Origin of the sequence: Aquimarina longa SW024, assembly GCF_001401755.1 — a bacterium.
Lineage (GTDB): Bacteria > Bacteroidota > Bacteroidia > Flavobacteriales > Flavobacteriaceae > Aquimarina > Aquimarina longa.
The window spans coordinates 282644-295286 of record NZ_KQ474099.1 but is presented as its reverse complement, the minus strand read 5'-3'; the positions used below and the strand labels follow the sequence as shown (position 1 = coordinate 295286).

Genomic DNA, 12643 nt, shown 5'->3' with positions numbered 1-12643 from the left:
TAGTGTAGTTGTATATCATTGAACAATTCAAAGTTGGGGAAATAATAGGCTGAATGCGGGGGAAATACTCTAAGAGTTTAATATTTAGGTATAAAGACAAAGATTTTAGGTACAAAAGGAAAATGATATAATCGAATAGATAACTTTTTTATAGATGAGAAGAAAGATGGTGTTTATTGCAGTACGGAAAGTGCGTATCTTATTTACGGAAATTTGCTAAGTCGAAGTTTGTGATTTATAGAATTTAAACAAAAAGCGGTGAGTATATTTGCTGTAATAAAGAGGGTTTTTACCTTTATAGTTAATTGTTGATCCTACAAGATTCTGTAATTAATAACAACAGCTTTTTTGTGCCATACTATAATAGATCAGACATTTTCTCAATGGAATTCATATGCTTGTTGAAATAATGAATTGATAAGTTGTTTACATTATCTCCAAGAATAATGTAAACAACTTTTCTAGATCTCTAGTTTTAATCGAGTATTTTTAAGAATTGTGTTTAGTTGCTTTACTTCTTCTAAATTGGCCATTATGATAATAGGTATTTTTAGAAGTGTTATGGAAAATCTCTTCTTTATCAGTAAATACGATTATAATTCAGTATAAATGCACCTAGTTATTTACTGCACATGCAATGAAGATAACCACTTTAAGTCAATTAAGAATAGATTGTAATCTGGTTAAGTTAAGGTTTTAGTAACTAACTTTTCATAGAAGTAATTATACTGGGAGATAATTAGGTGTTTCTTTATATCTTAAACGTTAATACAGGTCTTTTAGCATGATTTACAACATCTTCTCCAAGACTTCCATTTATAAAGTGGGATATCCCTTTTCTGCCATGGGTACTAATACCAATCATACCTGCGTTAATAGACTCTGCAAAATTTAATATTCCTTTTTCTATATTGATGTCATTGTATATATTTAAAGTATAGTCATCTATGGCTAAATCGGCTATCATTGCATTCATCTTTTCTTCAGTTTCATGAGTTGTTTTGAAGCCATTAGCGGTGTTTATCCATACAAGATGAAGTTTGGCTTGTATTGATTTAGAGAACTCGTAAGCTGCTAATAGCGAAGGTTTATCCTCATTGTCAAAATTTGTAGCATATACAAAGTCGCTAATATTATAAATATCACAGTCTTGTTTGATTACCAGTACAGGTTTTTTTGAGGTACGTACTATTTTTTCAGCATTAGAACCTATAAATAATTCTTCGAAGCCATAAGAACCATGTGATCCCATAATGATAATGTCTACATCATTTTGGTCACATGAGTTAATAATGCCATGTGTTACGTCTTCAAAATTTACGGTTTCAATAACTTCAATATCTTTTAGATAATCAACATTTAGGACTTCTTCAAACTTCTTATGGGCTTGTTGCATAAAAAAAACAGCTTCGGGAGCGGGACCAGAAGCTCCTGAAGACATTAAGTCAGCAAGATGCATGGGTAACTCTAAGATGTGTAGTAAGTAAATTTTTGCATCATTTTTTTTAGCAATTTGCGCAGCTACTTTTAATGCACTTTCTGCTTGTTTGGAAAAATCTGTTGGAACGAGTATATTTTTAATCATGGCTTTTTGTTTTGAAAATTATGTTATTCATTGCAGGTTTAATGCCTTTAATCAATAACAAGGTAGTGCTGAAATCACTTGGATGAAAGGTTATTGAAATAGCATATCTTAAATTTACGAATAAATTCATTCTCAGCGATATTTTGTATCTAAGATATTATTACTATCTTTGCACCGTTGAAATTAAAAAACCAGAGCGAGGGGACAAAAAAAGTCCCCTCTTTTTATCTATTTATGTCATTAAAAGACAAAGTTCAAGATTTATTAGAAAAGGCGCTTCAAGAAAATTCGTCTTTATTTCTAATTGAAAGTAAAATTCATCCCAATAATAGTATTGAAATTATTATAGATGGAGATGATGGAGTGAAGGTTGAAGATTGTATTGCTGTAAGTAGAGCAATCGAGCATAATTTGGATAGAGAAGAAGAAGATTTTTCTTTACAAGTAATGTCTGCAGGGGTCTCTGAAGGGTTAACACATATTCGTCAATATAAGAAGAATATTGGTAGGAAGCTTAAAGTGAAAACAACAGAGAATACATTAGAAGGAGAATTAGTTTCTGCAACCGAAGATGCAATTACCTTAATTTGGAAAGCTAGAGAGCCTAAGCCAATAGGGAAAGGTAAAATAACTGTTACTAAAGAAGCTAGTGTAGCTTATGAAAATATTGTAGAAGCAAAAGTTATAATAACATTTTAATTATAATATACTGATATGGAAAATATCGCATTAATAGAATCATTTTCGGAGTTTAAGGATGATAAGTTTATAGATCGTGTTACATTAATGTCGATCTTAGAAGATGTGTTTAGAAATGCTCTAAAGAAGAAATTTGGGAGTGATGACAATTTCGATATCATTATAAATCCTGATAAAGGAGATTTAGAAATTTGGAGAAATCGTATTGTAGTAGCAGATGGAGAGGTTGAAGATAGTAATCAAGAGATATCATTAACAGAAGCTCGAAAAATAGAACCTGATTTTGAGGTAGGAGAAGATGCATCAGAAGAAGTAAAGCTTATACATTTGGGAAGACGTTCTATATTGGCACTTCGCCAGAATTTAATTTCTAAGATTCATGAACATGACAATACAAATATATATAAGCAGTTTAAAGAATTAGAAGGAGAAATATATACTGCAGAAGTACATCATATTCGTCATAGAGCGATCATAATGTTAGATGATGAAGGTAATGAAATTATATTGCCTAAAGATAGGCAAATACCTTCTGATTTTTTTAGGAAAGGAGAAAATGTACGTGGAGTAATAGAATCTGTAGAGCTTAAAGGTAATAAGCCATCTATTGTAATGTCTAGAACATCACCTCTGTTCTTAGAGAAATTATTTGAATCAGAAATTCCAGAAGTATTTGATGGATTAATTTCTGTTAAAAAAGTAGTTAGAATTCCTGGAGAAAAAGCTAAAGTAGCTGTAGATTCATATGATGATAGGATTGATCCTGTAGGAGCTTGTGTAGGGATGAAAGGATCCCGTATACATGGTATAGTAAGAGAGTTAGGGAATGAAAATATAGATGTTATTAATTATACGAATAACTTGCAGTTGTTTATTACAAGAGCATTAAGCCCTGCAAAAGTAACCTCTATAAAGATTAATGAAGAAACTAAGCGTGCAGAAGTAATGTTGAGACCAGAAGAGGTTTCTAAAGCTATTGGGCGGGGAGGACATAATATTAGATTAGCAGGTCAATTAACCGGTTTTGAAATCGATGTATTTAGAGAAGGAGTAGAGGAAGATGTAGAGCTTACGGAGTTTTCTGATGAAATTGATTCATGGATCATCGAAGAGTTTTCTAAGATAGGTTTAGATACTGCTAAAAGTATTTTAGAACAAGATATTAATGATTTAGTAAAGCGAACTGATCTTGAAGAAGAGACAGTTAGTGAAGTGATTCGGATTTTAAAATCCGAATTTGAAGATTAATAGTCACAATTAATTATATTTGAGCATTAAATAAAAGGCGTTTATGGCTGAAGCAGGAACAATGAGATTAAATAAAGTATTACGCGAATTCAATATCTCGCTAGATCGGGCTGTTGACTTTTTGAATTCAAAAGGTCATGAGATAGATGCGCGTCCTACTACAAAAATTTCTTCAGAGATTTATAAACTCTTGTTTGATGAATTTCAAACGGATAAGAGTAAAAAGGTAGCTTCAGAAGAAGTTGGAGAAGAGAAGAAGAAAGAGAAAGAAGCATTGCGAGTGCAGATCGAACATGAGCAGGAAGAAAAGAGAAAACGTGCAGAAGCTCGAGAAATCGTAAAAGCAAAGGCTCAATTGACTGGTCCTAAGCAAGTCGGTAAAATTGAGTTGAAAGGAGATAAACCGAAAGATGTTACAAAACCCGAAGAAAAAGTAATTGAGGCTCCTAAAAAAGAAGAAATAAAAAAGGAAGAGATAAAAGAAGAGGTGAAAACTTCATCAAAACCTGAAATAGTTTCAAATAGGCCTCCAAAAAGAGGTATTAAAATAACTAGACAGGCACCAAAAGAAGTGGTGAAAGAAGAAAAACCTGTAGTGCCATCTGCTAAACCTATTGCGCCTGTTGTGAGTGAGAAAAAGCCTGAAACGCTACCGGTAACGCCATCGGAAGAGGTTTCTAAAGAACCAGAGAAAGTAAAGACTCAATATAAAAAATTAGATGGTCCTAATTTTACTGGGCAAAAAATTGATTTAACTCAGTTTAAAAAGCCTGTTAAAAAGAAAGAAGAAAAGAAACCTTCTGGAGCAGGAGATGCAGCAAAAAAACGTCGACGAAGAATTAATAAAGAAGGTGGAAACCAAGGATCTGGAGGAGGTAGACCAGGAGGTCAATCTGGAGGAGGAAATCGAGGTGGAGGAAACCGAGGTGGAGGAAACCGAGGAAGAGGACCTGTAAAAGGGAAAAAACCAGCTGTTGTAAAAGAGGAGCCAAGTGAAGAAGAAGTACAAAAACAAGTACGAGAAACACTTGAAAAATTACAAGGTAAATCTAATAAATCAAAAGCAGCTAAATACCGTAGAGATAAAAGAGATCAGCACCGTCAAAAAGTTGAAGATGATGTAGCGCAGCAAGAACAAGAAAGTAAAGTGCTTAAGGTAACAGAATTTGTTACCGTTTCTGAGGTAGCTACGATGATGAGCATATCTACTACAGAGGTGATTTCGGCATGTATGTCTCTTGGGATTATGGTAACCATGAATCAGCGATTAGATGCAGAAACGCTTTCTATTGTAGCAGATGAATTTGGTTATGAAGTTGATTTTGTGACAGCAGACATAGAAGAGTCTATAGAAGAAATTATAGATGCTCCTGAGGATTTAGTTAATCGTGCTCCGATTGTAACAGTGATGGGACATGTAGATCATGGTAAAACATCATTGTTAGATTATATAAGGCAAGAAAATGTAATAGCAGGTGAAAGTGGTGGAATAACACAGCATATTGGAGCCTATGGAGTGCAGTTAGAAGATGGACAAAAAATAGCATTCTTGGATACGCCGGGTCACGAAGCGTTTACAGCAATGCGTGCTCGTGGAGCACAAGTAACGGATTTAGCAATTATTGTAATTGCAGCAGATGATGATGTAATGCCGCAAACTAAAGAAGCAATTAGTCATGCGCAAGCAGCAGGAGTTCCTATAATATTTGCAATTAATAAAGTAGATAGACAAGAGGCAAATCCAGAAAAGATAAAAGAAAAATTAGCTTCGATGAATTTATTAGTAGAAGATTGGGGAGGTAAAATTCAATCTCATGATATATCTGCTAAAACTGGATTAGGGGTTAAAGAGTTGTTAGAAAAAGTGCTTCTTGAAGCTGAGTTGTTAGAGTTGAAAGCAAATCCAAATCGATTAGCTTCAGGTACCGTGGTTGAAGCATTCTTGGATAAAGGACGTGGATATGTGTCAACAATACTTGTTCAGACAGGTACGTTACGTGTAGGAGATTATGTTCTTGCAGGTAGGAATAGTGGAAAAGTAAAGGCGATGCAGGATGAAAGAGGCAATAATGTAAAAGAGGCAGGACCTTCTGCACCAGTATCTATCTTAGGACTTGATGGAGCTCCACAAGCAGGAGATAAATTTAGTGTTTTAGAAGATGAGCGAGAGGCAAAAGATATCGCTTCAAAACGATCACAATTACATAGAGAACAATCTGTTCGTACGCAACGACATATTACATTAGATGAAATTGGACGTAGAATTGCTCTAGGAGACTTTAAAGAACTTAATATTATCCTAAAAGGAGATGTGGACGGTTCTGTTGAAGCATTAACAGATTCATTCCAAAAATTATCTACAGAAGAGATTCATGTAAATATTATTCATAAAGCTGTTGGAGCTATTACTGAAAGTGATGTGTTACTTGCATCGGCATCAGATGCCATTATCATAGGGTTTAATGTAAGACCAGCAGGTAATGCTAGGCAAGTTGCAGACAAAGAAGAAATTGATATCAGAACATATTCGATTATCTATGATGCAATCAACGATCTTAAGGATGCAATGGAAGGAATGCTTTCGCCAGTAATGAAAGAAGAAATTACAGGTACTGCTGAAATTAGAGAAACATTTAAGATTTCTAAAGTAGGTACAATCGCAGGATGTATGGTGTTAACAGGTAAAATCTATCGTAACTCAGGGGTGCGTTTAATTCGAGATGGAGTTGTAATATATACAGGAGAATTTGCTTCGTTGAAAAGGTTTAAGGATGATGTGAAAGAAGTAGCAAAAGGATATGACTGTGGTCTTCAAGTTAAGAATTATAATGATATTAGAATAGGAGATGTAGTTGAAGCGTATCAAGAAGTAGCGGTAAAGAAAAAGCTGTAATCTTTAAAAAAAAAGCATGTATTAAAAACCTGATAACTTTAGTTATCAGGTTTTTTGATTTAATTATTTTTTCAATACTATTATATGTGATGTCTTTTGTGAAATGTTATTCTAGATATAATAGTTAATAGGTGAAATTGTTTAAAAGTTCTAATGAATAGAAGTGTTTCTTGTTTCGGAAAATAAGAAGATTACGATTCTTTTTCTGACTCACTTAATTTTGTAGAAGTTATACTTTGATACCTAATAAGATTAAGTGCAAGTTTTCTTTTTTTAGAAATAAATTGATCTAAACTTTAAATATCAATTTCTTTCAAAAAGTAAAAAAAAATACTGTAAATATGTTTTTCGATATCAATTGTTCTGATCTCTCATCATTAAATAGACGATGTAGTTAAATCTAATTTTACATAATTTTTGACTAGATTGATAATTAGACTATGTGTTTCAAGTATGTTTCTTGGTTATAAAAGTCTAATTATAGTTACGGTATTTCTTTTTTTCTCTCATGCGGTGTTCTTGATATAATACTGTTCTTATTGTAACTTGTTTTTGGAGGTAATATATGTTGTTTAGTATATAAGGCGATGATAAGTAAATGGAAAAAAACTCTTTATAGGATATGAGTAAGAATAGAAATTTGGAGGTTATGTTGAAGTGATTTTTTATGTTGATTTTACTTTAAATAGGTTTTAAGAAGAGGGTGGTGGCTGAATTTGATTTAAGATATTGGACGCTTAATGGTTAATCACTGTTTAGATTTATTGAGGATGAGAGAATTGGGGTATTGTAATAAGTTTAGATAGTGAATATGTTTGTTTTTGGAGTAGAAGTTAATGCTATCGTTTTGGGATAGGTATTTGATAAAGAACTTAAAGAACGAAAAAACGCCTTTCAGTCTAGAGTATATTATATAAAAAAGGAAACAAAAAAGCTCTTAAAAAAGACTATTTTTAAGAGCTGTACGATATAATGTTTATTGTGGTTTTTAAATTGCTTATTTTTTTTCAGGTTTAAAAATAAAAGCATTTGGAAACTTTGTGTAGATTTCTTTTAAAGCTCTGTCAGCTTCAAGTCTGGTTTGGTAATTCCCTACCCATACTTTATAATTAGGAGTTTCCCATTGAATTGACGAGTCCCATTTAGGAAAAGCTTCTTTTGCAGCTCTTACGATTTCATTTGCTTTGTTTAGATTTCCATAATATAGTTGGATTTTATAACGATCACTGAATTCTCCGTCTTTTTCCATCTTAGATTTTATATCAAGAAGCATTTTTATTTTAGGATCTTGATTGATGGTAACAGATGCTTCAGGTGTTGAAGTTATGTTTATAGGAACAAAATCGGCCTGATTTGGGGTCTTAGTAATGTTGTTTGAACTGTCTTGTGCAGCTAAGTAATTGGTAGTGATAAGACAAAGGCTAGGTAGGATAATGTATTTTATGTAGTTTAACATTCTCATTACAAATTGATTTGAAGCAAAGGTATAGTTTAATAACTCAAAACGGCAAAAAAATATTATTTAGAATTATTATAAATTAATAGTTAACGGTTCTCTAACATTTCTAAAATCGACTTATTATAGTACTTTTGTCATCGAATTAAAAGTGCCGGTTTTTTTTATATCTCTTAAAGATGTTAATGAAAAAACCATACCAAAAATAAGACGATAATTCTACTTGATAATATGAAACAGGTGAAACACCGAAATTCAGCCTCTAAAATCCTAATTCTAGGAACTGTTTTTTTATTTACTTTTTTTAATCCTGTTTTTGGACAGGATCAATCTGCTGTTGATAATGCCGCTGTAACCGAAGCTTCATCCGGAGGAGATGTAGCCAAAGGAGAGGAGTTGTTTAAATCTCTTTGTGCAGCATGTCATAAACGGTATAAGAAAATGACAGGTCCTGCCCTTTTTGGAGTAGCTGATAAGTACGAAAGAGAATGGATATATTCTTGGGTAAAGAATAGTGCAGCAATGATTGCTTCAGGCGATGCACAAGCGATAGCTATTTATGAAGAGTATAATAAAACTGCTATGAATGCTTTTCCGCAGTTGTCAAATGTTGATATAGATGATATTCTAGCATATGTTATGGTGCCTAAAGCGGATCCACCACCTAGTGTTCCTGATTATGAATCTAGTACGACTGCTTCTAATGATGGTTCGTTAGTGTCTATAAATGTAGTGTTAGGGATACTAGCATTAGTATTCTTAATGTTGTTAGTTGTATTATTTTTGGTAAATAAAACCCTTAGAAATTTTGCAGAAGCAAATAATGTGGAGTTACCAGAATCAGAAACAAAGACTCCAATTTGGAAAGCATTTATTCAAAATCAATTTTTAGTCTTAGTAACAGCTATTTTGTTATTGCTAGTTAGTGGTTATTTTGTGTATGGTTATTTTATGCAAGTAGGAGTTGATCAAGGATATCAACCTGTTCAACCAATACATTACTCACATAAAATTCATGCTGGAGATAATAAAATAGAATGTAAATACTGTCACTCTTCTGCAAGAGTTAGTAAGACATCAGGAATACCATCTCTTAATGTTTGTATGAACTGTCATAAGTCTATAAGTGAAGTTGCCGAAACTACAGCTACGTCAGAGTATTCTAAAGAGTTTTATGATGGTGAAATCCAAAGGCTATATAAAGCAGCAGGCTGGGATCCTGAAGCTCAGGCATACACAGGAAAAGGTGAGCCTGTGAAGTGGGTTCGTATTCATAATTTACCTGATTTTGCATACTTTAATCACTCTCAGCATGTAACTGTTGCAGGGGTAGAATGTCAGAAATGTCATGGACCTGTAGAAGAAATGGAGATTATGTATCAACACGCTCCACTTACTATGGGATGGTGTATCAATTGTCATAGAGAGACTAATGTAAAAGTTGCTGATAATAAATATTACGAGAAGATTCATAAAGAACTTTCTAAGAAGTACGGTGTTGACCAATTGACGGCTGCTCAGATGGGTGGTTTAGAATGTGGTAAATGTCATTATTAAAATAATAAAACAATTGTTTTCTTTAACCGGAAAAAGAATAGTAAGAAGCTAATATCAATTATATATGTCATCAAACAAGAAATACTGGAAAAGTGTTGAAGAGCTAAACGAGAATAGCTCTGTTGTTGAGACGCTACAACAAAATGAATTCGTTCAGGAAATTCCTACGGATGAATTTTTAGGTGATAAATCATCATTAGAAAACTCTTCGACATCACGTCGAGATTTTCTTAAATATGTAGGTTTTAGTACAGCAGCTGCCACATTAGCAGCATGTGAGGGTCCTGTTAAAAAATCAATACCATATGTAGTTCAGCCAGAAAGAATTGTCCCTGGTGTAGCTAACTATTATGCGACTACAATTGCAGATGGATATGATTTTGCAAGTATCTTGATTAAAACAAGAGAAGGTAGGCCTATCAAAGTAGAAAATAATAATCTTGCTACTTCTAATGGGAGTGCTAACGCAAGAGTACATGCTTCAGTATTGTCACTGTATGATAATACACGTCTTCAGATGCCTAAAAAAGGTGCTGAGGATATTAGTTGGGGTGCATTAGATAAAGAAGTAGGAGCGAAGTTAAATAGTCTCGGTAATAAGCAAATTGTTTTATTAACGCAGACTTATGCTAGCCCATCTACTTCAAAATTAATTTCAGAATTTAAAGCTAAATATCAAAACGTTAAACACGTAGTATATGATGCTGTTTCTGATAGTGAAGCATTAGATGCTTATCAAATGATGTATGGTGAGAGAGCATTGGCGGATTATGACTTTTCTAAAGCAAGTACTATAGTAAGTATTGCGGCAGACTTTTTGGGAGATTGGCAAGGAGGAGGATATGATAGTGGTTACGCTAAAAGACGTATTCCTGAAAATGGAAAAATGTCTAAGCATATACAGTTTGAAGCAAATATGTCTTTATCTGGAGCTAATGCTGACAAAAGAGTTCAGGCTACTCCATCACAACAAAAACAAGTACTTGCGGCATTATATACATACGTAACGGGAGCTGGTTCTAAAGGAACTTTAGATGCTAAATTAGAAGAAGAAGTCATTAAGGCAGCTGCGCAGATTAAAAAAGCAGGAAGTAATGCATTAGTGGTTTCAGGAATCCAAGATGTAGATGCTCAACTAGTAGTATTAGAAATCAATAAAGCAATACATAGTAAAGCGTTTAATAAAAATACTCCTCGTACAATACGTAAGGGAGATGCTAAAGCAGTTGCACAATTGGTAAAAGATATGAATGCTGGAAATGTAGGTGGTTTATTGATCGCTGGTGTTAACCCAATGTATTCATTACCAAATGCAAATGAGTTTAAAAGCGGTCTTGAAAAAGTAGAATTATCTGTAGCATTTTCGATGCATAATGATGCAACAGCAGAACTGTGTAGTTATGTTGCAACAACTCCTCATTACTTAGAATCATGGGGAGATATTGAGTTAAAAAAAGGGACTTATAGTTTAATGCAACCTACTATAAGACCATTATTTGATACAAGGCAATTTCAGGATACACTTTTAAAATGGAGTGGTAATTCGTCTACCTATCATGATTATATCAAAAGTACATGGGCAGGTATTTTAGGAAGTACTTCTTGGAATCAGGCATTACATGATGGAGTATTAGTAAAACCAATGCTCCCAAATGAAGAATTGGTAGAAGCTCTTGAAACTCCAGAAGGAGATGTAGAAACTATTGCTCCAACTCCTGTTTCTGTAAGTGCTGCAGCAAGAAGATTATCTGAAGCAAAATCGAATGGATTAGAATTAACATTATATACTAAAACAGCTTTGGGTGATGGGCAACAAGCTAATAACCCTTGGTTACAAGAAATGCCAGACCCTATTACTAGAGCATCTTGGGATAATTATTTAACAGTTTCTAAGGCAGATGCAGAGCAATTAGGTTTAACTAATGAAAATGTAGCAAATGGAGCTTTAGATGGTAGTTATGCTAAAGTAACTGTAGGAGGAGTAGAAATTATTGCTCCAGTAATTATCCAACCAGGGCAAGCTAAAGGTTCTGTTGGATTAGCTTTAGGATATGGGAAATCTAAAGGGCTTAAAGAAGATATGATTGTAGGAGTAAATGCCTATCCTTTATATCAAAACCTTAATGCAGTGCAGAATGTTTCAATTACAGCTGCAGAAGGAGTGCATGAGTTTGCTTGTGTGCAGTTGCATAATACATTAATGGGGCGTGGAGATATTGTAAAAGAAACAACTCTAGAGATATTCAATACAAAAGATAAGCATGAATGGAACTCAATTCCAGAAGTAAGTAAAAATCATATTGAATATGAAGTTACTTCTCCAGAAGTTGATTTATGGAGTGAATTTGATCGTTCAGTAGGACATCATTTTAACCTATCAATCGATTTAAATGCTTGTACAGGATGTGGAGCTTGTGTGATTGCATGTCATGCAGAGAATAATGTTCCTGTGGTCGGTAAATCAGAAGTGCGTAGATCTCGTGATATGCATTGGTTACGTATAGATAGATACTATTCATCACAAGATAGTTTTGAAGGAGATAATGAAAAGAAGGACAACATATCTGGACTAGGAAGTTCTTTATCAGAGTTTGGTGAGATGGAAAACCCATCAGATAATCCTCAGGTAGTATTCCAACCAGTAATGTGTCAGCACTGTAATCATGCTCCTTGCGAAACTGTTTGTCCAGTTGCGGCAACATCACATGGTAGACAAGGACAAAATCACATGGCATATAATCGTTGTGTAGGTACAAGATACTGTGCAAACAATTGTCCATATAAAGTACGTAGATTTAACTGGTTCTTGTATAATAACAATGATGAGTTTGATTATCATATGAATAACGATTTAGGAAGAATGGTACTTAATCCAGATGTTACTGTACGTTCGAGAGGGGTTATGGAAAAATGTTCTTTCTGTATTCAATCAACACAAGCTATTATACTTAAAGCTAAGCGCGAAGGAAGACTAGTTGAAGCAGGTGAATTTAATGATTCTTGTGCTTGTTCTGCAGCTTGTTCATCTGGAGCAATGCGTTTTGGAGATGTTAATGAAGAGGGAAGTAAAATAGCAGAACTGATTAAAGATGATAGAGCTTATCATTTGTTAGAACATGTGGGAACAAAGCCAAATGTTGTATATCAGACTAAGGTAAGAAACACTACAGAAGCTTAATTAATTAAATAAAGAATCAATTCAATT

General features: G+C 33.7%; 7 protein-coding genes. 5 read left to right on the top strand and 2 right to left on the bottom strand.

Annotated features, from left to right (window positions below; translation table 11 throughout):
• Positions 1-751 precede the first annotated feature (751 nt).
• The gene (locus N456_RS10340) at positions 752-1585 is read right to left on the bottom strand and encodes a universal stress protein (protein WP_338021418.1); all 834 of its coding nucleotides are present in this window, start codon (positions 1583-1585) and stop codon (positions 752-754) included.
• 234 nt (positions 1586-1819) lie between these two features.
• On the opposite strand from N456_RS10340, the gene rimP reads away from it, so the two are divergent.
• The 3 genes from rimP to infB are packed head-to-tail and all read left to right on the top strand — an operon-like array spanning position 1820 to position 6425.
• On the top strand, positions 1820-2284 hold the full coding sequence (gene rimP / locus N456_RS10335; protein WP_062056586.1) for a ribosome assembly cofactor RimP: 465 nt from the start codon (positions 1820-1822) through the stop codon (positions 2282-2284).
• 15 nt (positions 2285-2299) lie between these two features.
• Positions 2300-3532 carry a transcription termination factor NusA gene (gene nusA, locus N456_RS10330; protein ID WP_062056584.1) on the top strand — a complete coding sequence of 411 codons (1233 nt, stop codon included), beginning with the start codon at positions 2300-2302 and terminating at the stop codon, positions 3530-3532.
• A gap of 43 nt (positions 3533-3575) precedes the next feature.
• Positions 3576-6425, top strand: a complete 2850-nt coding sequence (gene infB / locus N456_RS10325) for a translation initiation factor IF-2 (RefSeq protein WP_062056582.1) — start codon at positions 3576-3578, stop codon at positions 6423-6425.
• A gap of 997 nt (positions 6426-7422) precedes the next feature.
• On the opposite strand, the gene N456_RS10320 is transcribed toward infB, so the two are convergent.
• Entirely contained in the window at positions 7423-7881 is a 459-nt protein-coding gene (locus N456_RS10320) for an SPOR domain-containing protein (protein WP_082422500.1), read from the bottom strand.
• A gap of 231 nt (positions 7882-8112) precedes the next feature.
• Between N456_RS10320 and N456_RS10315 the strand changes: the two genes are divergently transcribed.
• Together N456_RS10315 and N456_RS10310 are read left to right on the top strand one after the other, a co-directional pair.
• Positions 8113-9438 (top strand): c-type cytochrome, encoded by a 1326-nt coding sequence (locus N456_RS10315; RefSeq protein ID WP_062056580.1) that lies wholly within the window; start codon positions 8113-8115, stop codon positions 9436-9438.
• Between the two features lie 64 nt (positions 9439-9502).
• Complete coding sequence (locus N456_RS10310) at positions 9503-12616, top strand: TAT-variant-translocated molybdopterin oxidoreductase (RefSeq protein ID WP_062056578.1); 3114 nt, start codon at positions 9503-9505, stop codon at positions 12614-12616.
• Positions 12617-12643: the final 27 nt, after the last annotated feature.

Coding starts and splice junctions, on each gene's coding strand:
- N456_RS10310 (WP_062056578.1), top strand. CDS start 9,503: ATGTCATCAAACAAGAAATACTGGAAAAGTGTTGAAGAGCTAAACGAG.
- rimP (WP_062056586.1), top strand. CDS start 1,820: ATGTCATTAAAAGACAAAGTTCAAGATTTATTAGAAAAGGCGCTTCAA.
- nusA (WP_062056584.1), top strand. CDS start 2,300: ATGGAAAATATCGCATTAATAGAATCATTTTCGGAGTTTAAGGATGAT.
- infB (WP_062056582.1), top strand. CDS start 3,576: ATGGCTGAAGCAGGAACAATGAGATTAAATAAAGTATTACGCGAATTC.
- N456_RS10320 (WP_082422500.1), bottom strand. CDS start 7,881: ATGTTAAACTACATAAAATACATTATCCTACCTAGCCTTTGTCTTATC.
- N456_RS10340 (WP_338021418.1), bottom strand. CDS start 1,585: ATGATTAAAAATATACTCGTTCCAACAGATTTTTCCAAACAAGCAGAA.
- N456_RS10315 (WP_062056580.1), top strand. CDS start 8,113: ATGAAACAGGTGAAACACCGAAATTCAGCCTCTAAAATCCTAATTCTA.